The organism is Chitinophaga cymbidii, from assembly GCF_007992715.1.
Lineage (GTDB): Bacteria > Bacteroidota > Bacteroidia > Chitinophagales > Chitinophagaceae > Chitinophaga > Chitinophaga cymbidii.
On sequence record NZ_BKAU01000002.1, the window covers coordinates 187,105 to 213,706 of the forward strand.

At 54.4% G+C, this 26,602-nt stretch carries 22 protein-coding genes; 10 read left to right on the plus strand and 12 right to left on the minus strand.

Annotated elements, in window-relative coordinates; translation table 11 throughout:
- Positions 1–75 precede the first annotated feature (75 nt).
- Positions 76–4,923 (minus strand): PKD domain-containing protein, encoded by a 4,848-nt coding sequence (locus tag CCY01nite_RS11785; RefSeq protein WP_146861446.1) that lies wholly within the window; start codon positions 4,921–4,923, stop codon positions 76–78.
- 211 nt (positions 4,924–5,134) lie between these two features.
- Between CCY01nite_RS11785 and CCY01nite_RS11790 the strand changes: the two genes are divergently transcribed.
- Together CCY01nite_RS11790 and CCY01nite_RS11795 are read left to right on the plus strand one after the other, a co-directional pair.
- Complete coding sequence (locus CCY01nite_RS11790) at positions 5,135–5,737, plus strand: class I SAM-dependent methyltransferase (protein ID WP_146861449.1); 603 nt, start codon at positions 5,135–5,137, stop codon at positions 5,735–5,737.
- Between the two features lie 68 nt (positions 5,738–5,805).
- Positions 5,806–6,483 carry a rhodanese-like domain-containing protein gene (locus tag CCY01nite_RS11795; protein ID WP_146861452.1) on the plus strand — a complete coding sequence of 226 codons (678 nt, stop codon included), beginning with the start codon at positions 5,806–5,808 and terminating at the stop codon, positions 6,481–6,483.
- Positions 6,484–6,545: 62 nt separating this feature from the next.
- On the opposite strand, the gene CCY01nite_RS11800 is transcribed toward CCY01nite_RS11795, so the two are convergent.
- Entirely contained in the window at positions 6,546–8,063 is a 1,518-nt protein-coding gene (locus CCY01nite_RS11800) for a carboxypeptidase M32 (protein ID WP_146861455.1), read from the minus strand.
- Between the two features lie 35 nt (positions 8,064–8,098).
- Between CCY01nite_RS11800 and CCY01nite_RS11805 the strand changes: the two genes are divergently transcribed.
- The 5 genes from CCY01nite_RS11805 (at position 8,099) to CCY01nite_RS11825 (ending at position 14,215) form a co-directional block, all read left to right on the plus strand.
- Positions 8,099–9,193, plus strand: coding sequence for a Nif3-like dinuclear metal center hexameric protein (locus CCY01nite_RS11805; RefSeq protein WP_146861458.1), 1,095 nt, complete (start codon positions 8,099–8,101; stop codon positions 9,191–9,193).
- Positions 9,194–9,196: 3 nt separating this feature from the next.
- Positions 9,197–9,949 (plus strand): zinc ribbon domain-containing protein, encoded by a 753-nt coding sequence (locus CCY01nite_RS11810; RefSeq protein WP_146861461.1) that lies wholly within the window; start codon positions 9,197–9,199, stop codon positions 9,947–9,949.
- Between the two features lie 78 nt (positions 9,950–10,027).
- The gene (locus CCY01nite_RS11815; protein ID WP_146861464.1) at positions 10,028–11,515 is read left to right on the plus strand and encodes a tetratricopeptide repeat protein; all 1,488 of its coding nucleotides are present in this window, start codon (positions 10,028–10,030) and stop codon (positions 11,513–11,515) included.
- 177 nt (positions 11,516–11,692) lie between these two features.
- Complete coding sequence (gene recN / locus CCY01nite_RS11820) at positions 11,693–13,345, plus strand: DNA repair protein RecN (RefSeq protein ID WP_146861467.1); 1,653 nt, start codon at positions 11,693–11,695, stop codon at positions 13,343–13,345.
- A gap of 54 nt (positions 13,346–13,399) precedes the next feature.
- Positions 13,400–14,215, plus strand: coding sequence for an enoyl-ACP reductase FabI (locus CCY01nite_RS11825; RefSeq protein WP_146861470.1), 816 nt, complete (start codon positions 13,400–13,402; stop codon positions 14,213–14,215).
- 90 nt (positions 14,216–14,305) lie between these two features.
- Here CCY01nite_RS11825 and CCY01nite_RS11830 read toward each other — a convergent pair whose 3' ends face one another.
- Positions 14,306–14,527, minus strand: a complete 222-nt coding sequence (locus CCY01nite_RS11830; RefSeq protein WP_012794455.1) for a DUF2795 domain-containing protein — start codon at positions 14,525–14,527, stop codon at positions 14,306–14,308.
- A gap of 98 nt (positions 14,528–14,625) precedes the next feature.
- Between CCY01nite_RS11830 and CCY01nite_RS11835 the strand changes: the two genes are divergently transcribed.
- Complete coding sequence (locus CCY01nite_RS11835; protein WP_146861473.1) at positions 14,626–15,291, plus strand: ABC transporter ATP-binding protein; 666 nt, start codon at positions 14,626–14,628, stop codon at positions 15,289–15,291.
- An 84-nt stretch (positions 15,292–15,375) separates the two neighbouring features.
- Here CCY01nite_RS11835 and rfbD read toward each other — a convergent pair whose 3' ends face one another.
- The 6 genes from rfbD to CCY01nite_RS11865 all read right to left on the minus strand — a co-directional run bounded on the left by rfbD (position 15,376) and on the right by CCY01nite_RS11865 (position 21,372).
- Positions 15,376–16,224, minus strand: coding sequence for a dTDP-4-dehydrorhamnose reductase (gene rfbD, locus CCY01nite_RS11840; RefSeq protein WP_146861476.1), 849 nt, complete (start codon positions 16,222–16,224; stop codon positions 15,376–15,378).
- A gap of 7 nt (positions 16,225–16,231) precedes the next feature.
- On the minus strand, positions 16,232–16,792 hold the full coding sequence (rfbC, locus tag CCY01nite_RS11845; RefSeq protein WP_146861479.1) for a dTDP-4-dehydrorhamnose 3,5-epimerase: 561 nt from the start codon (positions 16,790–16,792) through the stop codon (positions 16,232–16,234).
- Positions 16,793–16,801: 9 nt separating this feature from the next.
- A complete protein-coding gene (rfbB, locus tag CCY01nite_RS11850) occupies positions 16,802–17,857 on the minus strand; it encodes a dTDP-glucose 4,6-dehydratase (RefSeq protein ID WP_146861482.1) in 1,056 nt (351 codons plus the stop codon).
- 107 nt (positions 17,858–17,964) lie between these two features.
- Positions 17,965–18,909: a UDP-glucuronic acid decarboxylase family protein gene (locus tag CCY01nite_RS11855; RefSeq protein ID WP_146861485.1), complete on the minus strand. Its 945-nt coding sequence runs from the start codon at positions 18,907–18,909 to the stop codon at positions 17,965–17,967.
- Between the two features lie 14 nt (positions 18,910–18,923).
- Positions 18,924–20,237 (minus strand): UDP-glucose dehydrogenase family protein, encoded by a 1,314-nt coding sequence (locus tag CCY01nite_RS11860; RefSeq protein WP_146861488.1) that lies wholly within the window; start codon positions 20,235–20,237, stop codon positions 18,924–18,926.
- Positions 20,238–20,244: 7 nt separating this feature from the next.
- Entirely contained in the window at positions 20,245–21,372 is a 1,128-nt protein-coding gene (locus CCY01nite_RS11865) for a DegT/DnrJ/EryC1/StrS family aminotransferase (protein WP_146861491.1), read from the minus strand.
- Positions 21,373–21,476: 104 nt separating this feature from the next.
- Between CCY01nite_RS11865 and CCY01nite_RS11870 the strand changes: the two genes are divergently transcribed.
- Positions 21,477–22,736, plus strand: coding sequence for a 3-deoxy-D-manno-octulosonic acid transferase (locus CCY01nite_RS11870; RefSeq protein ID WP_146861494.1), 1,260 nt, complete (start codon positions 21,477–21,479; stop codon positions 22,734–22,736).
- On the opposite strand, the gene CCY01nite_RS11875 is transcribed toward CCY01nite_RS11870, so the two are convergent.
- Complete coding sequence (locus CCY01nite_RS11875; RefSeq protein WP_146861497.1) at positions 22,706–23,743, minus strand: DUF8457 domain-containing protein; 1,038 nt, start codon at positions 23,741–23,743, stop codon at positions 22,706–22,708. The two genes, CCY01nite_RS11870 and CCY01nite_RS11875, sit on opposite strands and share 31 nt — an antisense overlap.
- 88 nt (positions 23,744–23,831) lie before the next feature.
- Here CCY01nite_RS11875 and CCY01nite_RS11880 point away from each other — a divergent pair, with 88 nt between their 5' ends.
- Positions 23,832–24,401, plus strand: coding sequence for a thymidine kinase (locus CCY01nite_RS11880; RefSeq protein WP_146861500.1), 570 nt, complete (start codon positions 23,832–23,834; stop codon positions 24,399–24,401).
- Here the strand turns inward: CCY01nite_RS11880 and CCY01nite_RS11885 are convergent, their stop codons facing one another.
- Together CCY01nite_RS11885 and accC are read right to left on the minus strand one after the other, a co-directional pair.
- Positions 24,402–24,905 (minus strand): GtrA family protein, encoded by a 504-nt coding sequence (locus tag CCY01nite_RS11885; protein WP_146861503.1) that lies wholly within the window; start codon positions 24,903–24,905, stop codon positions 24,402–24,404.
- A 159-nt stretch (positions 24,906–25,064) separates the two neighbouring features.
- Positions 25,065–26,555 (minus strand): acetyl-CoA carboxylase biotin carboxylase subunit, encoded by a 1,491-nt coding sequence (gene accC / locus CCY01nite_RS11890; RefSeq protein WP_146861507.1) that lies wholly within the window; start codon positions 26,553–26,555, stop codon positions 25,065–25,067.
- Positions 26,556–26,602 lie beyond the last annotated feature (47 nt).

Consider the following 26,602-nt stretch of genomic DNA (forward strand, 5'->3'; position numbering starts at 1 on the left):
CATTTCTTCAGGATATGGGACACTACTGGTTAAATATATTTCAAATTTATAATATTATTTGCATAAAACCATCATTTACCGCAACAGCGTGATATTTCCCTTCATCAGCATCGGTTCGTTATTGTCACAGGTCATCTCCGCCAGGTACACATATACGTCCGGGTTGAGCAGCTGTCCGTTGAACTTGCCGTCCCATGCGCAGGAGGCGTCGTCCGTCTGACAGTTCACCCTTTCAAACACCAGCTGACCCCAGCGGTTGAAGATCCGGAAGGACTTGATGACCTTGACGCCTCTGCCGCGCACATAGAAAACATCGTTCTGCCCGTCCCCATTCGGACTGAAGGAGTTGGGAATGAACACGTTGGCGCCTTCGCAGATCAGCTTGACCGGCAGCAGCGCAATGGAGGTGCAGCCGTATTGATTGGTGGCCGTGATGTTGTAGGTCACGTTCTCCCGCGGCGTTGCCACCGGTGCGGGGCAGTCGGCGCAGCTCAGCCATCTGTCCGGGTACCACTGCCAGGTGGTGATGTCCGGGCTGCCGTTCACGGTCAGCTGCATTTCGGTGCCGGTGGGCACTACCCTTGCCGGGCCGGGATCAAGTTCGGGCGAGGGATGTACGGTCAGCAGCACATCGGCCGTATCGGTAAAGCAGGCATCGTTTCCGTAACCTACTACGCGGTATTGGGTGGTGGTGGCGGGACTGGCCATCGGATCGGCAATGTCTCCACGGTTAAGCCCTGTGGCCGGCAGCCACTGGTAACGCACGGCGCCGGTGGCATGCAGTTGCGTCTGTTTGCCTTCGCAGATCACCGCATCAGTGGAGCGCACCTCGAAAGGCTGTGATACGGTAATGCGCGCGGAATCCCGGCGTACGCAGCCGAACGCATTCACGGCCAGCACCCGGTAAACGGTGTCTACAGCCGGGCTTACCGTTGGATTGGCGCTGCCCGCATCGGAAATATTATAGTTCGTCCATGTGTACTGCGCGGGGCCGCCGTTGGATAACAGCTGCAGGCTTTCGCCGAAGCAGAGCACGCTTTCTTTCGGTGTTACATTCAATGCCGGCAGGGGATTGACGCTGGCGGTGGTCTGCGCCGTATCCGGACAGGTGCCGTTCGGATTACGGATCACCAACTTTACATCATGCGTGCCGGGTGTGGTGAAATTCAGCTGCAACGCATTGCCTGTCGCGGAATGCAGCACATCGTCCACCAGCCACTGCCAGGTAGTGCCGGGCAGGTTTTTATTCTCGAAACCGCTGATACGGAGCGGATCGCCGAGGCAGACGGGCGTTACGGGATTGATGTTGGATTCCGGTCTTGGCTCTACCGTGATGTCGTGCGTGACCTCATCTTCGCAACCGTGAATGCTGGTCACCACAAGCCTGGCCTGGTAGGTGCCTACGCCGCTGTACAGGAAGGTGGGACTGGCTTCGGTGCTAACATCGTCCGTGCGGTCCGCATAACCGAAATCCCAGCGGTAGGTGTTCGGATCATCATGCCTGTCGGATGACAGGCTGCTGCTGCCGTTCGTGAAAAACACATTCCCGAAATCGCAAGCCTGGCTGGCGTCGAAGGTGAAAGCGGCTTTCACTTCATCTACGATGATGCTGTCTTCCGGCCCCTGCGCGGGCACGCGGCAGCCTTGTGCGTCTTCCAGCACCACGCGCGGGTAGTAAACACCCGCCTGGTCGTATTGATAGGTGAACGAGTTGGTCGTTGTCGTACGTACGGTACCGTTATCCATGTCCCAGATATACTTCACGGCATTGCTGGACACGGCATTGAACGTCACCTCATGCGGCAGGCAGCCGATCTTCGGCAGCATGGTGCGCGTACCTATCGGCCCTTTGATCAGCACTTCTTCCGTGGCGGTGCTCACGCAATCACCTTCCGAATACACGTTCAACGTGATGTTGAACGTGCCGGGAAGATTGTATACGTGCGATGGCGCCGCCAGGTCGGAGCGGCTGCCGTCACCGAAATCCCACACCGAGCGCTGGTGGCCGGTGCTGTTATTGGTGAACTGTACGAGGATGGGCGGGCATACGGGCAGATCGGGCGGAATGGTGAAGCTCGCCTGCGGGTCCGGTACGCGGATGTAATCATCCTTTACGATCGTTTCCGTACAGCCGATATCGTTAGTAACGGTAAGGGTAACGGTGTATTCTCCCGGCTGCGTGTAAACCGGCTGCGGGTATGCATCGGTGCTGGTGGTGCTGTTGCCGAAATCCCATGCGTAGGTCAGGTTGCTGCCGGAGGAGTTGTTACGGATCAGCGTGGGCTGGTTCATACAGGCGATAGGTTCTGCCTGGAACTCAGCGGTTACGCCGGTGACCGGCACGGGCCGCGTGATGTAAGCTTCACAGCCTGCGTTGTCCACCACATGCAATTGCACGTTGTAGGTATTCTGTAGCGTGAAGGTATGTTTGTGATCTAACGGTTTCGCCTGTACGGTTTCAGCGGGCGTGCCGTCCCCGAAGTTCCACGTCCATTCCGTAATGCTGTGGCCGTTGGCGGAAACGGACTGGTCGGTGAACGTTATTTCATCGCCGTCGCAATTGCGGCCGGAGAAATCGAAATCCGCGTTGATGCCGTTCACTCTGACGGTAATGGGTGTTGCCGTAGCGGGACAGCCGTTCATGTCGATGCCCTGCAGCGTTACGGTATAGTTGCCCGGAACGTTGTATTGCTTGGAAATGATGGAACCTCCGTTGGGCGCATAAGAACCATCACCCCAATCCCAATGCCAGTAACTCACATTGCTTTCAATAGTGTTGGTCCTTGAGAACGTGATGGCTTCGCCGGCGCAGATCTCGTCATCGTCTGCCTGTATCACCGGTCTTTCATCGATGATGGAAACAGGCCCTGTCCATTCATGTTCGCAGCTTCCGTTGTTTACGCGCAGGCGCACGTTGTACACGCCAGTGGTAGCGTAGGTATGGGAAGGAGATTGAGCGGTGGAGGTATTGCCGTCCCCGAAATCCCACTCCCAGTTACGCGGCAGTGCGGGATCATCCCCGAAATCGGAGAGGTCGTTGAACTGCACCGTATAACGGTCGTTGCAATCCCTGGAAATACTGTAACGCGCGATGGGCGGATATACGAGAATGAAATCCGTTTTCGTGAGCGACCTGCGGCATCCGTAGTTGATGACGGTCAGTGTTACATCGTGTGCTGTGGACACCTGGAAGTAGTGTGGCGGCGGGTTTTCGCCGTAGAGCATCGAGCCGTCTTCCGGCAGCGACCATTCCCATTCCGTGCCGGATGGTGAAGAGAGGTTGGTGAAAGTAACCGGATCGCTGGCGCAGGGTGTTTTCGGATTGGCATCGAAATCCACCACCGGTATTTCGCCGGCGCGGACGGTCATGGTGGCCGTCACCTCGCATCCGCCGATGATCTGCGCCGTCAGCCGCACGTTGAAAACGCCTTGCGTGGTGTAGGTATGCGCGGGCATGGCGGCGGTGGAAGTGGTGCCGTCACCGAAGTCCCAATTGTAGGAGATGATGCCCGCGCCCCGCAGCAGGGTGGCGTTGAAGGTGGTGTTCAGCGGAATACAACCTTCCCGCGGAAAGGCGTCTATCTGCAGAAATGGTTGTTCTATGCGGATGTAATCGGGCAGGGTGACGGTAGCTTCACATCCGAAGTTATTGCTGACATTCAGCGTAACGTCGTATTCCCCAAAGGCGTTGTAGGTATGCGAAGGATTTTCCGTGTTGGCGGTGGTGCCGTCCCCGAAGGTCCATTGCCAGGCGGTGGCGCCGGTGGACTGGGAGTTGAACTGCGTGGTGAACGGAATGGCGCAGCCTGCGGGGGGCGTAGCGGTAAAGTTCGCCTCCGGCGATTGGTGCACGGTAATGGTTTTGGTGATGGTTTCCATACATCCCGGCAGACCGGAAGTAAGGGTGAACGTATAATCACCGGGCGTGGGAAAATAATACAGGAGATCGGTGCCGAAGCTGGTGCTGCCGTCCGGTAACGTCCAGGTGGAAAGCGTGGGCCGGGGCATGGTGTTGTTCACCAGCAGCACATTGGTGCCGGTACAGGGCGGTTGCTGCGGCGCAAAGTCCGCTTTCGTGGTTTCGATCGTCACATATTCCTGTTTCATAACCACCGCTTCACAGCCTTGTGCGTTGGTAGCCCGCAGCGTTACCGTATACCGGCCTTCCTGCTGGTACACGTGGGTTGGATGCTGCGCGGCGGAGGTATTGGAAGCCCCCGAAGCCGGGTCCCCGAAGTCCCAGCTGTACGTCAGCCCGGCCGGCCCGCTGCTCATAAAATTCACCGTCAATGGCGTGGTGCAGCTGCTGGATACATCCGAGGTGAAATCAACGTTCGGCGTTTCCCCCACATTGATGAGGTTCGGCTGCGTAAGGCCGTCCGTACAGCCATGACTGTTAGTGACGATGGAAGAAATGGAAAAGCTGCCGCCGATGGTATACGTGTGCGTAGGGTTAGGGTCGGAGGAGGTGATGCCGTCCCCGAAATCCCATACCACGCTGGTAATGGTGCCGTCGCCGGGCGTGGACTGGTCCGTGAACTGCACGTTCAGCGGGGTGCATCCTATCTGCGGCGTTACCGTGAAAGCCGCGGTGGGATTGGCGTAGACGGTTACGGTCTTGCTGACGGACCTCGGCCCGCCGGGATAGGTAACGGTCAGCACCACGGTGTAGGTGCCCGGGGTGGTGAATATCTTGTCCGCATCGCGGGTGCTGGCGTTGGCGCCCAGCCCGAAGTTCCAGTCGTAAGCCGTGCCGCCGGCGTCCGAGGTGTTGGTGAAAGAAACCGTTAATGGGGCGCATCCTTCCCATCTGTCCGCCGTGAAGTTCGCCGTCTGCGCAAAGGCAGCACAGAACGCCGTAAGCGTCAACAATATGGTCAATGCTAAAGGCCGCTGAAGGCCAGTCAGTAGGTGGTAATTCATGGAATGGTTTACATAGGGATACGGTAAATACGCTCCTATCCTAATACGGGATAAAATTAATATTTAAAAAACAATTATCTGTCTACGTTAACATAATGTTTTCAAGCAGTTACCCGATTTATTAGTTATTTGCTGCCCGGGAGGCAACGTTTGCATTTAGAATCAATGCATTCTAACCCCTTATTGAGCAAAGTACAAACAGAGATCAGGTATGCCTGCATTAGACAAAGCTTATTGGAACGCACGCTACGAGCGGGGCGAAACGGAATGGGACTTGGGAGAGGTATCCCCTCCGATAAAAAATTACATTGATCAGCTGCCTAACAAACATCTTCGTATACTGATCCCCGGTGGCGGCAACAGCTACGAAGCGCGGTATTTGTGGGAAAATGAATTCCGCGACGTAACGGTGCTGGATATTTCGTCTGTGTTGATAGACAAGCTGAAACGGGAGCATCAGCATACCGGCATCAAGTTCGAAACAGGCGATTTCTTCGAGCATGAGTCCGAATATGACCTGATCATCGAGCAGACTTTCCTCAGTTCGCTGGACCCCGCGCTGCGGCAGGCTTACGCGCGCCACATGTACGATCTGCTGTGGCAGCAGGGCAGGCTGGTGGGCGTGTTGTTCAACCGTGAATTCGATGAGCCTGGCCCTCCTTTCGGCGGCAGCATCAAGGTTTACCGCCGGATGTTCGAGCCGTACTTTAATTTCAGGACTTTCGCACCCTGCTATAATTCCTTCCCCGCCCGCCAGGGCAAAGAGGTTTTCATCAATTTCCGGAAGCTGGACAATCTTTCGAAGAAGCGGTAGTTTGGAACGCCGTTAACAACGGATGTTCTTCCGGGTGATAGTCCTGCTGATTTTGGTAACTTTACCGGATGAAAAGGATGATCTTGTTAACCTGCCTTTTCCTGTCGGCAATGGCAGGCAATGCGCAGCAGACCGTTTCAGCCGGTGAGTTTGAAAAAGGCATGCAGCAACCCGGCGTTCAGCTGCTGGATGTACGCACCGCGAAGGAATTCAACACCGGCCATCTTCCGGACGCCCTGCAGGCGGACTTTACGAAGAAAGAAGAGTTCTTCAGCCGTATCAGCCACCTGGACAAATCCCGTCCCGTTTACATCTACTGCCTGAGTGGCGGCCGCAGCACCGCGGCGGCCAAATGGATGCGCAGCAACGGCTACAAAAATGTGGTGGAAATGGAAGGCGGCGTCATGGCCTGGAAGAAAGCCGGAAAAGGCTTGACCGGTGAGGCCGCGGGGCCGCAAATGACAATAGCCGCATATGCATCGGCCGTATCCGTAAAAGGATGGGTATTGGTGGATGTAGGCGCCACATGGTGCCCGCCCTGCCGGAAAATGGAACCTGTTGTGGCGAAGTTCGTGAAGGACCGCCAGCTGAAGCGGGTGAATGTGGATGGAGGGAATGATACGGACGTGATGAAAACGATCAGCGCTGAAACATTGCCCACGTTTGTGCTGTATAAGGATGGGAAGGAAGTGTGGCGGAAAGAAGGGATTGTGGCGATGGAGGAGTTTGTGGCGGCGATGAAATAATGCCTTTTTCAGGGATCATAATCCCCAAAAAAGGCATTATTCGGCGATCGTAATCCCCAAAATCAATATTTCAACCCGTAAATCCCCCCGAATTTCTCCTTCGCATAATCCAGGAAATGCCTGAACTCCAGCTTTTCCCCCGTCACCCGCTCACACAATTCATTCGACGTATAAAAACGGCCATGCACATGTATCTGTTCCCGCAGCCATTGCAGCAAACGGTCGTATTGGCCGGAAGCGATATCGTTTTCCAGGGAGGACACCTGTTTTTTAGCGGTAGCAAAGAATTGAGCGGCGTAGAAGCTGCCCAGTGAATAGGTGGGGAAGTAGCCGAAGCTGCCATGCGACCAGTGAATATCCTGCAGCACGCCTCTTACATCGTCCGGCACTTTTACCTGCAGATAGTCGCTGTAGTAGCGGTTCCAGATGTCCCGGAGGTCTTTTGTTTCGAGGGCGCCGCCGATCAGTCCTTTTTCGATCTCGTAACGGATCATCACATGAAAGTGATAGGTCAGCTCATCCGCTTCCGTACGGATCAGGGAAGGCTGCACCAGGTTAATGGCGCGGTAGAAATCGCTGATGGGAATGGCCAGGAGGTTATGACGGAAAAGGCTTTGCAGCCTGCCGTAATGATGTTGCCAGAAGGTGAGGCTCCTGCCCACGTTGTTTTCCCAGAGGCGGGACTGCGATTCATGAATGCCGAGGCTCGCGGCTTCGCCGCAGGGGAGGCCGTATTGCTCCGTGGGTAGACCTTGTTCATAGAGGGCATGGCCGCCTTCGTGAATGCAGCTCCAGGTCATATTGCCGAGGTCCTGCTCGTCGATGCGGGTGGTCACCCGTACGTCCTGCGGGGAAAAGCTGGTGGTGAACGGATGTTCCGAAACGTCCTGCCGGCCGGCGTTGAGGTCGTAGCCCATCGCTTTCAGCATATCGATGCCGAACTGCCATTGCAGGTCTTTCGGATAATGGAGGTGCAGGAATTTTTTGTCCGGCACGGGTTGCTGCGCAATTTCCTGCAACAGCGGCAGGAGGGAGGTTTTGACGTCGCTGAAGATCTTGTCCAGCATCTCCACGTCCGCCCCTTTTTCATATTCGTTGAGCAGGGCGTCATAAGGATGGTCTTTGTACCCCAGGATGTCCGCTTCCTGTTTTTTCAGCGCCACCATCCTGTTCAGGGAAGGCTCGAAAGTTTCGAAGCGGTTCTCTTTCCGGGATTTGATCCAGGCGTGGTAGGCAACGTTGGTGGCGGTAGACAGCTCCGCTACAAAGGCAGCGGGGTATTTGCGGTTCTTTTCATAGTCTTCAAGAGACAGCGCCACATTTTTCTTTTGCACGGCATCCAGGTCTTCCCGCTGCCCCAGTTCCTGCAGCAGACCGCCCAAAGCAGGCTCGGTGAACAGCTCGTGCGCAATGGTGCTGAGCGTGGTCAGCTGCTGCCCGCGGAAAGCGGCGCCGGCAGGGGGAAGGTAGGTTTCCTGGTCCCAGCCCAGCACAGACATGGCATTCCGGACATCGGCTATTTTCTGCATCTTCGCCTTATATTCTTCGTAAAGCGCGGGTGTTGTTTTTTGCACTGTCATCAAAACAATTTTATTTTACAAATCTAAATTAAGATATGATCATCCGGGATATTATACAAATACTGGAAGCTTTTGCGCCCCCGCCTTACCAGGAATCTTACGACAATGCCGGGCTGCTGTTCGGCAATGCCGGTACGGAGGTGAAAGGCGTGCTGCTGACCCTCGATGCCACGGAGGCCGTGCTGGACGAGGCGCTCGAAAAGGGATGCAACCTTGTGATCGCCCACCATCCCATTGTTTTTAGCGGACTGAAGAAGATCAACGGGAACAACTACGTGGAAAGGGTGGCGATCAAAGCGATCAAAAACGATATTGCCGTGTATGCCGCGCATACGAACCTGGACAATGTGCGGGGTGGCGTAAGCGCCATGATGGCCGCGCAGCTGGGGCTGGAACAGACGAAAGTGCTCGCCCCCAAAAGGGAGCTGCTGTGCAAGCTGTTCACCTTTGCGCCGGTGGCCGATGCGGAGATCGTACGGGCGGCCCTGTTCGCGGCGGGGGCGGGACATATCGGTAAATACAGCGAATGCAGCTTTTACCACGACGGTACCGGGACCTTCAAAGGGCAGGCAGACACCGATCCCTACGTAGGAAAGCCCGGAGAGCGCCACCTGGAGCCGGAAACGAAGATCGAGGTGATCTTTCCGGCTTACCTGGAAGCCCAGGTGGTCCGCGCCCTGCTCCAACATCATCCTTACGAAGAAGTAGCCTACGATATCATTCAGTTGGAAAATGAATACAACGAAGTAGGCTCCGGCCTGATCGGCACCTTGCCGGAGGCCATGGAGGAGATGGACTTCCTCCGGATGGTGAAAGAACGGTTCCGGACCGGGTGCGTGCGGTACACCCCCCTCCGCGGAAAACCGGTAAAAAAAGTGGCCGTTTGCGGCGGCGCGGGCAGTTTCCTGCTCAAAAAGGCGAGAAGCGCCGGAGCGGACGCCTACGTGTCCGCCGACTTCAAGTATCACGAATTTTTTGATGCTGAGAATCAATTAATTATCGCAGATGTTGGACATTTTGAAAGCGAACAGTTCGCAGTAGACTTATTTTATCATATATTGACGGAAAATTTCCGTAATTTTGCGCCTCTAAAATCTACCATCAATACAAACCCGGTAAATTATTTATAATACATGGCTACTGTTAAAGAATACAACGTTGAGGAAAAATTGGTTGCTGTACTGAAGTTACAGAAGATCGATTCCAAGTTGGACGAAATCCAGATCCTGAAAGGGGAGTTGCCGATGGAAGTGCGGGACCTGGAAGACGAGATCGAAGGCCTTAACAACCGTCAGGCTAACATTGAGGACGAGATCAAGAGCATCTCCGATTTCGTGGCCGGTAAAAAGGCGGCGATCAAGGAAGCAGAAGCGCTGGTGAAAAAATACGAGAAACAGCAGGATAATGTAAAGAACAGCCGTGAGTTTGAAGCCATCTCCAAGGAAGTGGAAATGCAGAACCTGGAGATCAAGCTGGCGGAAAAGCATATCAAGGACGCAAACGAAGAGATCAAGGATAAGGGCCGTGCCCTGGAAGTTGCCAAAAAAGCGGTAGCTGACAAGGAAACGAACCTGAAGCACAAGAAAGGTGAACTGGAAAAGATCATCAGCGAAACAGACAAGGAAGAGCGCGGTTTCGAAAAGCAGAGCGCGGACGCCCGCACCAAGGTAGACCCCCGTTTACTGCAGGCTTACGAAAAGATCCGCAAGAACTACCGCAACGGCCTCGCTGTGGTGACCGTAGTACGCGACTCCTGCGGCGGTTGCTTCAACGCCATTCCCCCGCAAAGGCAGGCAGAGATCCGTCAGCGTAAAAAGATCATCGTATGTGAGCACTGCGGCCGCATCGTGGTAGACAATGACCTCGAAGCTACCGTGACCATCTAGGATACACGCTGCACACAGCAAACTATTTTACAGAACTCCGCGCACTTCCATTGCGCGGAGTTCCTTATTTTTGCCCCTATGCGTTTTCTTTTCATCTTCACGCTCTTTTTTAGTATATCCGTTAACGTAAGTGCGCGGCAGAAAAGCTATGATTTCAACGCCCGCTGCCAGCAAGCCTACGATGCGGTCATGCAGCTGCGGCTCAACGCCGGAAAGGCTTTGCTGGAAGAAGAGAAACGCGCCAACCCGGATAACCTCATTCCCTACTTCATCGAGAACTATATCGATTTCTTCACGCTCTTTTTTAACGAAGACCCGGCGCAGTACGCCCGCCAGCGGAAGTTCCGCACTACGCGGCTGGATCTGATGGCTTCCGGCCCGAAGGAATCGCCCTACCATCTCTACACACAGGCCGTGATCAAATTCCAGTGGGCGATGGTGAAAGTAAAATTCGGTGAAAAGTGGGACGCCACCTGGGAGATCCGCAAAGCCTACATGACGCTGAGAGACAACCAGAAAAAATTTCCGCAGTTCCTTCCCAACAACATGATCATCGGCTCCATGCAAACCGTATTCGGCACCATTCCCGAAGGATATAAATGGATCACGAACATCCTCGGCCTGCGCGGCAGCATCCGCCAGGGTATGCAAACGCTGCAAACCGTGATCGACAGCAATGATCCCATCGCGCTGATCTTCCGGGAAGAATCCTACTATTACTATTGCTATCTCAAACTGTTCATCGAGAACAAACCTGAACAGTTGTGGCAGTTCATCCGGCAGAAACAGCTGGATACGCATAACAACTACCTCTTTGCACTGATGGTGGCCAATCTTTCGCTCAATAACCAGAAAGCGGAACAGGGCATCAGGGCATTGACGGAACGCAACCGGACGGCGGATTACGCAACGATACATTATCATGATTATGTGATGGGGTTATTGAAGCTGGAACGGCAGGATGATGATGCCATCTTTTACCTGGAGCGCTTCGTCCGCGAGTTCAAAGGCAAGTTTTACGTAAAGGAAGCGCTGCAGCGCCTGAGCTGGGCCTACTATCTGAAAGGCGACATGGCGGCGGCCAGTAAATACCGCGCGTTGATCGCACAGCGCGGCAACCTGGAAACGGATGCGGACAAACAGGCGCAGAAAGAAGCGAAGAAAGGCACCTGGCCTAATTCCCTGCTGCTGCGCGCCCGCCTTATGAGCGACGGCGGCTTCTATCAGCCTGCATTGAACCTGCTGCTCACCAAACGCGCGAATGATTTTGCCACGCTGGAAGAAAAGCTCGAGTACGCTTACCGCCTGGGACGTATTTACGATGAAATGGGACAGGATTCCACGGCCATCGGTTTATATGAAGCCACCATCAGGATCGGCAGCAACCGGCCGGAATATTATGCCGCGCGTTCCGCCCTGCAAATGGGATATATCTATGAGAAGAAAGGGGACAAGGCCAAAGCGCGCCACGCCTTTCAGACCTGCATTGATATGGAGGGGCATGATTACAAAAATTCGCTGGACCAGCGGGCCAAAGCAGGTTTGCTGCGGCTTGAAGGGAAGTGATGCAGGGGATTGCGAAACATAACCGGCGGCAGCGCACGTTGTGGGTTATGAGGTGATCGCCATGAAGAGCATCCTGAATTCGTAGCCAGCGGTTGCACGATGAAATAGCGAAGCGTGGATAAATTGTGACCGGCGTTACGAATTATATTAAGATATTGCAACAGGATTTTACATCTTATGTTATACCGCCTGATCATTCAGAACTATGCGATCATTGACAACCTGGAGATAGATTTCGCCGGGAACCTCAACGTGATCACCGGCGAAACCGGCGCCGGCAAATCCATACTGCTCGGGGCGCTCAGCCTCATCCTCGGTGAACGGGCAGACCCCGGCGTGCTGTTCGACAAATCCCGGAAATGCGTGATCGAAGGCATGTTCAAAGTAAAGAAGCAGCAGATACAGGCTTTCTTTGAAGAGCATGAGCTGGATATGGAAGACCAGCTGATCCTGCGCCGCGAGATCAGCGCCGCCGGTAAATCGAGGGCTTTTATCAACGACACGCCCGTCAACCTTTCCCAACTTTCCGCATTAACGCAACTGCTGGTAGACCTGCACCAGCAATTCGATACGCTCGAACTGGAAAAATCAGACTTTCAGCGGGAAGTGATCGATGCGCTGGCCGGTCATCCCGACCAGCTGTCCGCCTACACCCGCCGGTTTTACGACTACGCCGCGCAGCAAAAGGAACTGAAAGACCTCCTGCAGCAACGCGACCAGGCCAACAAGGAATCCGACTACAATAAATTTCTGCTGGACGAGCTGCTGGAAACGGATCTGAAAGACGGCGAGATCGAATCACTGGAAGCCGAGCAGCAATTGCTCAGCCACTCCGAAGAGATCAAGGGAACGCTGGACCGCGTTTATTTTCAACTGAAGGAAGAGGAACAACCGGTGCTGCAGCAGCTGCGTCAGCTGCAGGCATCCTTGCAATCACTCTCCGCTTTTCATAAAGAAGTGCCCGCGCTGGCGGAAAGGATGCAGTCCAGCTACCTCGAACTGCAGGACATTGCCGCGGAAGTAGAGCGCCTGAACGACGGCGTGCAATACGATGCGGAAAGGATGGAAGAGGTGAACGACCGGCTGGCGCAGATCTACAAGCTGCAGAAAAAGCACGGCGTACAGCAAACGCTGGAATTGCTGCAGATCAGGGACCGCCTGCAGGCCGACCTGGATAGCGCGCTCAACCTGGATGACCGCATTACCACGCTGGAGAAAAAGATCGCGGCGCTGGAAGCAGCATTGCAACAGGAGGCCGCGAAGATCACGCAACAGCGCCAGGCGCAGGTGAAACCGTTTGAAGAAAAAGTGAACGGGCTGTTAGCGCAGGTAGGCATGCCCAATGCGCGCATAAAAGTGGATATCCGGCAGGCGCCGTTGCAGGCGTACGGACAGGATGCCATCGAATTCCTGTTCGACGCCAACAAGAGCAACCAGTTCGGACCAATACGCAAAGTGGCGTCAGGCGGGGAACTGAGCCGGCTGATGCTTTGCATCAAATCGCTGGTGGCGCGCTCCGTTGCGCTGCCCACGCTTATATTCGACGAAATAGATACCGGTATTTCGGGCGAGGCCGCCAAACAGGTAGGCATCATCATGAAAGAGCTGGCGCGCGGGCACCAGGTGATCTGCATCACGCACCAGCCGCAGCTGGCGGGAAAAGCAGACGCGCACTATTTTGTGTACAAGCAGATGGAAGGAGAGAAGGTGAACACGCATGTACGCCTGCTCACACAGGAAGAGCGCATAACAGCCATTGCGAGGATGCTCGGAGGGGAAAAGCCCACGGCTGCCGCCATAGAGAACGCCCGCGAGATGGTGGCACAATAACATATATATTTCAATTTTCGACTTTAACTGCTAAATTTGCCCAAATTTTTATCAATGGCTCATAACTTATTACAAGGGAAGAAAGGGATCATCTTTGGCGCGCTGGATGAAAATTCCATCGCCTGGAAAACAGCCGAGCGCTGCGTACAGGAAGGCGCCGAGATCGTGTTGACCAACGCCCCGATCGCCATGCGCATGGGCGAGATCAACAAACTGGCCGCTGCCTGCAATGCCCCGGTAATACCCGCCGATGCCACCAGCCTGGAAGACCTGAATAACCTGTTCACCAAAGCGATGGAGCATTTCGGTGGCAAGATCGACTTCATACTGCATTCTATCGGTATGAGCGTAAACGTTCGTAAAGGAAAACCTTATACTGACCTCGATTACGATTTCTTTCACAAAGGGCTGGACGTGTCTGCGCTTTCCCTGCACCGCGTGCTGCAAACCGCTTATAAACTGGATGCGCTGAATGAATGGGGCTCCGTGGTGGCGCTGACCTACATCGCCGCGCAAAGGATATTCCCGGACTACAGCGACATGGCGGACGCCAAATCCCTGCTGGAATCCATCTCCCGCAGCTTTGGCTACCACTATGGCATCAAAAACAAGGTGCGCATCAATACCATTTCCCAGTCACCCACCCGCACCACCGCCGGCAGCGGCGTGAAAGGCTTCAACGGCTTCATCAGCTACGCCGAGAAAATGAGCCCCCTGGGCAATGCCACGGCAGACCAGTGCGCGGACTACACCGTGACCCTCTTCTCCGACTACACCCGGATGGTGACCATGCAGAACCTCTTCCACGACGGAGGATTTTCTTTCACCGGCATTTCCTACCCGGTGATGGAACAGATGGAAAAAGAATAAGATCAACATCTACCAATAAAAAAACCGTCATGGGAATTTACTTACCATGACGGTTTAATTTTTTCTGCACACTACGGCAAAGGGGATAAATCAATATTCGTCTTCGTTAAAAAAGAAGTCGTCCTGAGACGGGTAGTCAGACCAGATATCCTCTATCCCTTCGTAAATTTCCCCTTCATCCTCCAGTTCCTGTAAGTTTTCGATAACTTCGATGGGTGCACCGGAACGGATGGCATAGTCAATAAGTTCGTCTTTTGTCGCAGGCCATGGAGCATCCTCCAGGTACGAAGCTAATTCTAAGGTCCAGTACATCGTATATAATTTTTACTTTTCCAAATTTTCGCAAAAGTATTATTTAATTTGAAATAAACAACTATTACTATTTTAATGGCTCAATTGTTTATCCGGATATGTTGATTGCTCGCAATGTTACCAAAAATTATTCCAACCTCGAGGTGCTGAAGGGAGTGGACATTTCTGTCAGTAAAGGGGAGATCGTGACCATCGTAGGGTCCTCCGGCGCGGGCAAAAGCACCCTGCTGCACATCCTGGGCACGCTGGACAGTCCCACCGGCGGGGAGATACGGATCAACGATGTGTTAACCAAAGGGTTACAGGGTAAAAAGCTGGCGGATTTCCGCAACCGGCATATCGGTTTCATTTTCCAGTTCCATCATTTGCTGCCGGAGTTCAGCGCCCTGGAGAATGTGTGTATCCCCGGTTTTATCGCCGGCGCGCGTAAAAATGCGGTAAAGGAGCGGGCCGTCTTTTTGCTGGAAACCCTGGGACTGAAAGACCGGCTGGACCATCGCCCGAATGAACTGTCCGGCGGGGAGCAGCAGCGCGTGGCCGTGGCGAGGGCGCTGATCAACAATCCCGCGGTGATCATGGCGGACGAGCCTACCGGTAACCTGGATTCCCATAACGCCCGGGAGCTGCACCAGCTGTTCCTGAGCCTCCGCGACCAGTTTGAGCAGACTTTCATTATCGTGACCCATAACGAAGAGCTGGCTACCCTCAGCGACCGGCAGCTGGTGATGAAGGACGGGCGAATCGTGGGGGAAACAGGGCGGTAACGCACATTACGCCGGCTAACAACCCGGCGTGCCTGCATGCAATACCGGCGAGCAATAGGAACCCCGCCGGCAACGAAGGGTACTTTATTTCCCCAGGCACACCGCCAGGCTGTCTTTCCAGTAAGGGATCGTGATCCCGAAAACCGATTTTATCTTTTCCTTGTTTAGAACGCTGTAAGCGGGACGTTTGGCCGCGGTGGGATAGGCGTCCGACGTAACGGGAGATATCCCGCAGGAAGCGCCCGTAAGCCCCTTTATCGCGATGGCGAAGTCGTACCAGCTGGCCACCCCTTCATTGCTGTAGTGGTAAATGCCGCCCGCCGGTTCCGGGTGCTGCAGAATGGCGAGGATCGCCGCCGCCAGGTCCGGCGCATAGGTAGGCGTACCCACCTGGTCGTATACCACGTTCAGGCTTTCCTTTTCTTTCATCAGCTCCTGCATGCGCAGCACGAAGTTCACCCCGTAGCGGGAGTACAGCCAGGACGTGCGGATAATGATGGCATTGGGATGGTACCCCAACACCGCCGCCTCGCCGCGCAGCTTGGAGGCGCCGTAAATACTCTGGGGAGAGGTTTCATTTTGCTCGGTATACGGGCGGTAATGGCGGCCGTCGAAAACGTAATCCGTGGAAATGTGGATGAAGGCGCTGTTATGTTTCGCGGCGGCCTCCGCCAGGATCAGCGGCGCCTGGAAGTTCAGCAGGAAAGCGGCCTCTTCGTCCGTTTCAGCCTTGTCTACCGCCGTATAGGCGGCGCAGTTAATAACCGCGTCGATGGTCTGCCCGGAAAAGTAAGCGTCTACTGCTTCGGGGCTCGTAATATCCAGTGTATCCTTATCGGTATAAAAAAACCGGAAATCGGGATATTGCGCTGCCATGGCCGTGATAGCCTGACCTAACTGTCCGTTTGCGCCCGTAACGAGAATATTTTTCATAAATCCTTTATTGCCTGTAAACAAAGTTATGCCTGCAATCCGCCAGCACGGGCAGCTGCAGGTCTTTTTCCGAAATAATGGCGTCCGCCAGGGGAATCCCCCAGTCGATCTGCAAAGCCGGATCATTGTAAATGATGCCGCCTTCGCTCGCCTTATGATAGAAATTATCGCATTTGTACATGACCTCCGCCGTTTCGCTCAGCACGGAATACCCGTGGGCAAAGCCTTGCGGCACCAGCAGCTGGCGCTTGTTGGCGGCGGACAACTCGATCGTATATACTTTTCCGTAGGCGGGAGAGCCCGTGCGCAGGTCTACCACCACGTCCAGGATACTTCCTTCGAGGGCGCGGATCAGTTTCGTCTGCGCATAAGGCGCCTGCTGGAAGTGGAGGCCGCGCAGCACGCCATAGGTAGAGCGGGCCTGGTTGTCCTGCACAAATACCAGGTCGATGCCTTCTTCGCGGAAGGTGTTGGCGTTGTAGCTTTCAAAAAAATATCCCCTGCTGTCGCCATGCACTTTCGGCTCGTAGATCAGCAGGTCGGGTATCCCTGTTTCAATAAATGGCATGCTGTTCGTTTATCGCTGTTGGTACTGTGTTTGGTAATATTGCTGGTATGCGCCGCTGGTCACGTGCTGCAGCCATTCTTCGTTGGCGAGGTACCAGTCCACCGTCTTTTCCAGTCCCTCTTCAAACTGCAGGCTGGGAGACCAGCCGAGTTCCTTGTTCAGTTTGGTGGCATCGATCGCGTAGCGCAGGTCGTGGCCGGCGCGGTCTTTTACGAAAGTGATCAGCTTCGCGGAGGTGCCGGGCGCGCGACCCAGTTTTTCATCCATCACTTTACAGAGAAGATGGATCAGATCGATGTTCTTCCATTCATTGAAACCGCCGATATTATAGGTTTCACCCGTGCGACCCTGATGGAAGATGGTGTCGATCGCCCGCGCATGATCTTCCACGAACAGCCAGTCGCGCACATTCTCCCCTTTACCGTATACCGGCACCGGCTTGTTGTTTTTGATGTTGTGGATGGCCAGCGGGATGAGCTTTTCGGGGAAGTGATGGGAGCCGTAGTTGTTGGAGCAGTTGCTCAGCACCACGGGCAGATGATAGGTATGATAGTAAGCCCTTACAAAATGGTCGGAGCTGGCTTTGGATGCGGAATAAGGGGAACGGGGATCGTAGGCCGTTTCTTCCGTGAACAGGCCATCTTCTCCCAATGAGCCGTATACTTCGTCGGTAGACACATGATAGAAGCGTTTTCCTTCCATATCGTCTTTCCAGTATTTACGGGCGGCGTTCAGCAGCACGGCGGTGCCAAGCACGTTGGTGCGGATAAATGCCAGCGGGTCCAGGATAGAGCGGTCTACATGGCTTTCCGCGGCGAGGTGTACCACACCATCGAAATGATATTTTTCAAAAAGGGCCTCCACCGCTTTTTCATCGGTGATGTCTACTTTTTCGAATACATAGTTAGGCAGGTCTTTTACGTCCAGGAGATTTTCGAGGTTACCCGCGTACGTGAGTGCGTCGCCATTGACAATGGTATAATCGGGGTATTTGTTCACAAAAAGCCGCACTACATGTGAGCCGATGAAACCGGCGCCGCCAGTGATCAGGAGTGTTTTTTTCATGAATGCATTTGATTTTCAGATGTTTGCGTTTTCAAACTGCTCATTTCCAGCTTGCAAAACTAATAAAAAAGAAATCCCGCCGGGGCGGGACCTCTTTATAGCGGTAATTATTTGCCCAGGGCCTGCCTGAAGTATTCGTACGTGATCTTCAGCCCTTCTTTTCTGTCCACTTTCGGTTCCCATCCGAGCAGCTGCTTTGCTTTGGTGATGTCCGGCTTGCGTTGTTTCGGATCGTCTTTCGGGAGGGGATGGAAAACGATCTTCTGTTTGGTGCCGGTCAGCGCGATGATCTCTTCCGCGAATTGCAGGAGGGTGATCTCCGCGGGGTTGCCGATGTTCACCGGCAGGTGGTAATCGCTGAGCAGCAGGCGGTAAATGCCTTCCACGAGGTCGTCCACATAACAGAAAGAGCGCGTCTGGGAGCCGTCGCCGAACACGGTGAGGTCCTGCCCGGTGAGCGCCTGGCTCATGAATGCGGGCAATGCGCGGCCGTCATCGAGGCGCATGCGCGGGCCGTAGGTATTGAATATGCGGATGATGCGGGTATCTACGCCGTGGAAATTATGGTAGGCCATCGTAATGGATTCCATGAAACGTTTGGCTTCGTCGTACACGCCGCGGGGGCCAACGGGGTTCACGTTGCCCCAGTATTCTTCCGGTTGCGGGTGGATGTTCGGATCGCCATACACTTCGGAAGTGGAGGCCACGAGGATGCGCGCTTTCTTTTCCTTGGCGAGGCCCAGGAGGTTGTGGGTGCCCAGGGAGCCTACTTTCAGCGTCTGGATCGGCATTTTCAGGTAGTCGATCGGACTGGCCGGTGAAGCGAAGTGCAGGATGTAATCCAGGTTGCCGGGAACATGCACGAATTTCGTTACATCATGATGATAGTATTCGAAATTTTTGAGCGGAAAAAGATGCTCGATGTTCTTGATATTACCGGTGAGCAGGTTGTCCATTCCCACTACATCATATCCTTCTTTGATAAAACGGTCACAAAGGTGTGAGCCGAGGAAGCCGGCGGCACCGGTGATCAATACACGTTTATTGTTCATAGTCTGCATGGGAATTATATTGTTGATGGTTTGCGGCCTACGCTTTCATAGAAGAAACCGAGTTCCTGCATGCGCGGCACGTCAAAAAGGTTGCGGCCGTCGAACACGACCTTTTCCTTCAGGCTGCTGGTGATCTTGTCAAAGTCCGGCGTACGGAACACGCTCCATTCTGTTGCGATGATCAGCGCATCCGCGTTTTCCAGCGCGGTGTACTGGTTGTCGGCATACGTAACTTTTTCGCCGATCACGCCTTTTACGTTAGGCATGGCTTCCGGGTCAAATACGGAAACGGTGGCGCCTTCCTTCACGAGCGCATCGATGATGTATAAAGCGGGCGCTTCGCGGATGTCGTCTGTATTAGGCTTGAAGGCAAGGCCCCACAAGGCGAAGTGTTTGCCTTTGAGGTTGCCTTTATAATAATTGCTGATCTTCGGCAGGAGGAACAATTTCTGTTTTTCGTTCACGTCCATTACGGCATCGAGTATACGAAACGCATATTGCACTTCCTGTGATGATTTCACGAGCGCCTGTACATCTTTCGGGAAGCAGCTGCCGCCGTAGCCGATGCCGGGGAAGAGGAAGCGTTTGCCGATGCGGTCGTCGCTGCCGATGCCTCTGCGCACCATGTCCACGTCCGCGCCCAGCTTCTCGCAAAGAATGGCGATCTCGTTCATGAAGGAGATCTTGGTGGCGAGGAAGGAGTTGGCGGCGTATTTGGTCAGCTCGGCGGATTTTTCATCCATGTAGATGATCGGGTTGCCCTGGCGCACGAAGGGCGCATACAGGTCGCCCATTACTTTGCGCGCCCTTTCAGAAGAGGTGCCGATCACTACGCGGTCCGGCTTCATAAAGTCTTCCACGGCCACGCCTTCGCGCAGGAATTCGGGGTTGGACACCACGTCAAATTCCACTTTGGCGTTTTTAGCGATGGCGGCATGCACTTTGTCTGCCGTACCTACCGGCACCGTGCTTTTGTCAACGATCACTTTGTAATCTTTCAGCAGCACGCCTAACTGGTCTGCTACTTTGAGGATGTAGGAAAGATCGGCGGAGCCGTCTTCCCCCGGCGGCGTGGGAAGGGCCAGGAAGATCACCTGTGCGTCCTGGATGCCTTCTGCGAGGTTGGTGGTAAAGTGCAAACGCTCTTCTTTCAGGTTGCGTTCGAATAATTTCTCGAGGCCAGGCTCATAAATGGTGATCTGGCCTGCGGAAAGCTTGCTGACTTTGTTGACATCAATGTCTACGCAAGTAACATCATTGCCTGTTTCTGCGAAACAGGTCCCGGTAACGAGTCCAACGTAGCCGGTTCCTACTACGGTAATTTTCATGCGGGGCTTAGTTTAAAAATGATTTAACTGATTCTATGATGTGATGTAACTGGTCGGGATCCATTTCCGTGTGTATCGGCAGGGATATTACTTTGCCGGTGAGGCTGTCGGTCACGGGCAGATGCTGGTTGAGATCGGTCATGCCTGCGAACATTTTCTGACGATGGGCCGGTACGGGATAATAGATCATGGCGGGCACCTGTTTTTCCTGCAGGTACGCCTGTAATTTATTGCGGTCGGCTCCTTCCAGCTGCAGTGTATATTGATGGAACACATGCACCTGGTTCGGGGCCTGGTAAGGTGTGATGATCTGCGGAATGCCTGCGAAGCCCTGATCGTAGGTTGCGGCGGCTGCGCGGCGCGCTGCGATGTATTGATCGAGGAGTTGCAGTTTGATGCGGAGGACTACGGCCTGGAGGGTATCCAGCCGGCTGTTGACGCCCACTTCATCGTGATAATAGCGTTGGGACTGGCCGTGGTTGGCCACCATCCTGATCTTTGCCGCCAGCGCGTCGTCGTCTGTGAAGAGCGCGCCGCCGTCCCCATAGCAACCGAGGTTCTTGGAGGGGAAGAAGGAGGTGCAGCCGATATGCCCGAAAGTGCCTGCTTTTTTGGTGACGCCGGCTTTGGTCGTATAGTCGCTGCCGATGGCCTGCGCGTTATCTTCTATCACATACAGGTTATGTTTGCGGGCGACCTCCATGATGGCCTCCATGTCCGCGCTGTGACCGTAGAGGTGCACCGGCACGATGGCCTTCGTCTTCGGCGTGATGGCCTTTTCAATGGCAACCGGGTCTATGCAGTAGGTTTTGGGATCAATATCCACGAAAACGGGCTTCAGGCGCAGCAGGGCGATCACTTCCGCCGTGGCGATGAAGGTAAACGAAGGGGTGATCACCTCGTCGCCGGGTTCCAGGCCCAGGGCCATCATGGCTATCTGCAGCGCGTCGGTGCCATTCGCACAGGGGATCACATGCTTTGTGCCGAGGTATTGGCCCAGCTCCTGCGAGAATTGCTGCACGGGAGCGCCATTAATGAAAGCGGCGCTTTCCAGCACTTCCTGGATCGCTGCGTCTACCTGCGGTTTGATTTTACTGTACTGGCGTTTGAGATCCACCATCTGAATAGGAACCATCGAGGATATCTTTTATTTTAGAGTCCGCAAATTTACAAAAATTGAGATAGGCAGCGGGACTATCTTTGTAAGGTATTCTATTTATTGAGTTAAGTACCAATTCTGTGGGTTTATCGATTTTATTTTATAATACCGGGATCCGGCTGTACAAAGGGGCGGTGAGCCTGGCCGCCCGCATTGGCGGCAACCGGAAAGCCGGGCTGTGGGTGGAAGGGCGCAGGAATCTCTGGCCGGCCCTCACCGCGGCCATGGCGGGAGATCAGCCCGTTGCATGGGTACATGCCGCTTCCCTCGGGGAGTTTGAGCAGGGGAGGCCGGTATTGGAGGCCATCAGGGCGCAATACCCCCGCCACCGCATCCTGCTGACGTTCTTTTCGCCCTCGGGCTACGAAGTACGGAAGGACTACCCCGGCGCGGACCATGTGTGCTACCTGCCGCTGGACACACCCGGGAACGCGCGGCGCTTCCTGGACATCGTGCGGCCGCAGCTGGCGATCTTCATCAAATATGAATTCTGGTATCATTTCCTGACGGCGCTTGAAGCCCGCAATATCCCGGTGCTGCTGATTTCCGGCATCTTCCGGCGGCAGCAGGTGTTCTTTAAAAGCTATGGCAGCCTTTTCCGGCGCCTGCTAACGGGAATGGACCATCTTTTTGTGCAGGACGAAAACTCGCTGTCACTGTTGCAAAACATCGGCATTCAACATGCGTCAGTAGCCGGGGATACGCGCTTCGACCGGGTATGGGCCTTGCGCGCGAACCCCGTGCGGTTCCCCAATGTCAGGCGTTTTCTGCATACGGACAATGTGCTGGTGGCCGGCAGCACCTGGGAGGAGGACGAAAAGCTGCTGGCGGAATGGTGGTATAACAGCGGCCGGCAGGGCCGGCAGCTGGTTGTGGCCCCGCACGAGATCAGCGAAGCCCGCCTGAAGCAGGTGGAAGCGCTGTTCCCCGATGCAGTGCGCTACTCCGTTTGCGGGCAGAGCACAAAGGATTCCGTACTGCTGATCGATAATGTGGGCATGCTGTCCTCTCTCTATAATTACGGCCGGGTGGCTTATGTGGGCGGCGGTTTCGGGAAAGCAGGCATTCATAACCTCCTGGAGCCCGCTGCTTTCGGGAAACCCGTCATTATCGGCCCCGTTTATCATCAGTTCCACGAAGCAAAAATGCTGGTGGAGCGCAAAGGCGCGCTGGTAGTGGACAGTGTGGAAGGATTACACCGGAACATGGAGGCGTTGCGGGATGAGCACTACTACCGCCAAACGGCAGCGATCAATACGCAGTTCGTGGAGGAGCACCAGGGCGCTACCCGGAAAATAATGGATTATATTCAGGAGAAACGTTTCCTCACAAGGGAGTAAAACTGCTTGACCAGCGGGTCACTCTCGTTCCATCCCAGCTTGATCTTCAGTTCCCTTTCCATCCAGTTCTCCGCTTCCTGAAGGGAGGTGCTTTCGTTGATGGTCTTGACGGAACGGTCATACATTGTTTTATCACTGCGGAACAGCGACTGTATGAACTGGAATTTGTCGTTGATGCCGATGGCGTCTTTGAGGTCCTTTACGCCCATGCCGCCGAGCCGCTCGCCCAGTTCCACTTTCCCTTTGTTGCTCAATGCGTCGTTGAGGGAAGGGGAATTTCTGGATATCAGCTCGTTGAGTTCTTTGCGGATGCCGGTTTCGGGTGATGAGGGATGCTTGTCGGCCGGCTTTTCCGGAGCTGGCTGCGGATAGTTGTATTTATTAACAGGCATTTCCGTTGCCGGTTGCGGAGGATTTGTATGAAGATGATTGCCTGCCGGTTGTTCTGCAGGATGGTTGTTTTTGTTCGCAGGCGTTTCCGTTGGTGTTTGCTGGTAGTTGTTCCTGTTCGCCGGCTCCTCTGATGGATGCGGGTGGTTGTTCCTGTTCACCGGCCCTTCTGACGGATGCTGGTAGCTATTTTTGTTTGCGGATTCCTGTGCGGGATTGGTATGCAGATAATTACCGTTGTTCACCGGTTCCTCCGCCCTTGCCGTATCTTCCTGTGGAGCTTGCGCCGGCTGCTGCCTTTGCTGCGGCAGATCGAAAAGCGTAGCCGCCTGCTCCTGCGGGCGGGATTTCACAGGCACCCTGTCCTGCGCATACCCGTTTTGCATCGCCTTTTCCTGTTGCGGCGGAACCGCCTTTTCTGCAACAGGAACCGGGGTATGGGCCGGTAAAATGACGGCTACATGCCCATGCCCCTTGAGGTCCTGCTGACGCTGCAGATTGCGCTGGTGGAGTATCTCCGCCTGCAGCAACTGCGTGTAGTAGGATATGGTCTGCAAGCCTGCATCAGAATTTTTTAATTCCTGCAGTTTATCAATTAATGCACTTATCTTTTCCATGCCTTAATTGTTAACGTCATCTGGTATAAATTATTTTATTTGCACTAAGTTATACTATTTTAATCATTAATAATCAAAATACTATCATATGTTTATTGAACCTTCTCTTACAGGAGGTCGAAGAGGGTGGATAGAGGTGATCTGCGGTTCCATGTTCTCCGGCAAAACCGAAGAACTGATACGGCGGCTGAAGCGCGCCCGGATCGCCAATCTCTCGGCAGAAATATTCAAACCCGCTATGGATGTGCGTTACGATGAGCAGAACATCGTTTCGCATGACGAATCAAAGATATTGTCTACCCCCGTGGACAGCTCGCAGCAGATATTGCTGTTAGGGCAGGGTGTTGATGTGGTAGCGATAGATGAAGCGCAGTTTTTTGACATGGAACTGCCGAATGTCTGTGATCAATTGGCGCTCAGCGGTATGCGTGTGATCGTGGCGGGGCTGGACATGAATTTCCAGGGAGAGCCCTTTGGCCCCATTCCCAATTTGCTCGCCAAAGCAGATTACATCACAAAGCTGCATGCCATCTGCGTGCAATGCGGCAATATCGCTACACATTCCTACCGGAAGAGCGCGGACAAAAATATGGTGCTGTTAGGAGAGAAGGATATCTACGAACCCCGTTGCAGGCATTGTTATCATTACGTGCGGTAATTACAGTGTGGGGCTTTCCGGCTCCGCTACCTCCACTTTCACCTTGAAGGTGAACTTCTTTTGGGTGATATAGCTGAAGCATACCACCAGTATGGTTGTAAGGATCTTGGCGATGGTAGGGTAGAAGTGGCAGATCTCCACGAAGAATTTCATGAACACATAGTTGAAAAGCAGGCAAACCCCCACCAGCATAAAGTACCGGATCAGCTGCACTCTTCCCCGCAGGTTGGATTCGGAGAAAACGATATACTTGTTCAGCAGGAAGCCCGTCGGGAAGCTGACGATGAACGCCATAAGCACTGCCGCGATATGCGGGCTGATCGTAAGGAATGGCAGGTGCACCATTTGTTTGTTCAGGATGAAATTGTAGCTGATAAAGAACAGGAAGATGTCCAGCAGCGTGTTGCCGCCGCCGCATGCCAGGTAACGGAACGTCTGGAAAGGCATCAGCCGGGAGAATGGCTTGTAAAAGAAATTCAGTATGTTAAGAATCAGCTGCTTCATTACAAATTTGAACGCCGCAAAGGTAAGGACTAAAGTTCAGGTTTCCCGCATTTGACAGGCGTATTCCTGGCCCCGGCTCAGGGCGGCCACGTACTTTTATCGACAGTTCGCCGCTTTTCTCCTTCCGAAGCTACACACTTCTATCCATCATCCGCGTCACTAAAACGTCCGCCGCTTCTTCCACTTCGAAACCTGCCCGTTCACCTGCGCCGGCGCTAAGGCCTGTGGCGCCGTAGCAGCGGCCTTCCATAATTGGGAGGCCAGTATCGCAGCTGCCCTGGCCGCATCTTCATCCTTTGCGTCCAGCGCCTGCGGCGTAAAATATTTGCTGATAAAATTCGTATCGAAATTCCCTTCAATGAACGGCTGTTGCTGCAACGCCCACTTGCCGAATGGAAGCGTAGTGCGGATGCCCGTCACCTGGTATTCGTCGATCGCGCGTATCAGCCGCTCGCGGGCCTCCTCGCGGTCAGACCCCCAGGCGATCAGCTTCGCGATCATCGGATCGTAATAAATAGGAATATCCATCCCCTGCTCATACCCGTCATCCACCCGTACCCCGTATCCCTGGGGACGAATATACGTTTGCAGCGTACCCGTGTCCGGCAGAAAATTATTGGCCGGGTCTTCCGCGCAGATACGCAACTCTATAGCATGACCATTGATCTGCAGCGACTCCTGCGTGAACGGCAGCTTCTCGCCCCGCGCAATGCGGATCTGTTCTTTCACCAGGTCAAGCCCCGTGATCATCTCGGTAACGGGGTGCTCCACCTGCAGGCGGGTATTCATTTCGAGGAAATAAAAGTTGAGCTGTTCATCCACCAGGAACTCCACCGTGCCCGCGCCGTAATAGTTGCAGGCGCGCGCAACGTCCACCGCGCATTTTCCCATCGCCGCGCGGATGGCCGGCGTGAGGCAGGAAGACGGCGCTTCTTCTATCAGTTTCTGATGGCGGCGCTGTATGGAACATTCCCGTTCGAAAAGATACACGCAATTGCCAAACTGGTCGCCCAGTATCTGTATCTCGATGTGGCGCGGCGCGCCCACATATTTTTCAATGAAAACGGCATCATCGCCGAAGGCGCTGAGCGCCTCGCTTTTCGCCAGGCGGATCTGCTCTTCCAGCTCGCTTTCCTGCTGCACTACCCGCATCCCTTTGCCCCCGCCGCCCGCGGACGCTTTGATGAGAATGGGGAAACCGGTTTTCTTTACCACTTCGCGCGCTTCTTCCAGGCTGCGCAGCGGCGTTTCCGTGCCGGGCACCATCGGCACCCCGAACTGCTGCGCCGCCTGCTTCGCGGCCAGCTTGCTGCCCATCACTTCTATCGAAGCCGCGGCAGGACCGATGAACGTCAATCCCGCGTCCGCCACCATTTGCGCGAAGCGCGCATTCTCGCTCAGGAAACCGTAGCCGGGATGGATCGCATCGGCGCCCGTTTCTTTGGCCACTGCAATGATCTTTTCACCCAGCAGGTAACTCTGGCTGGAAGGGGCGGGACCGATGCAGACCGCTTCATCCGCATACTGCACGAACGGCATCAGCCGGTCGGCTTCCGAAAAAACAGCTACTGTCTGAATCCCCATTTCCCTTGCGGAGCGCATTACCCGCAGGGCGATCTCGCCGCGGTTGGCTACTACGATTTTTTTCATAGGGGCTAAAGTTAAGGGATTTATGGCCTTAATGTTATCTTTGATCC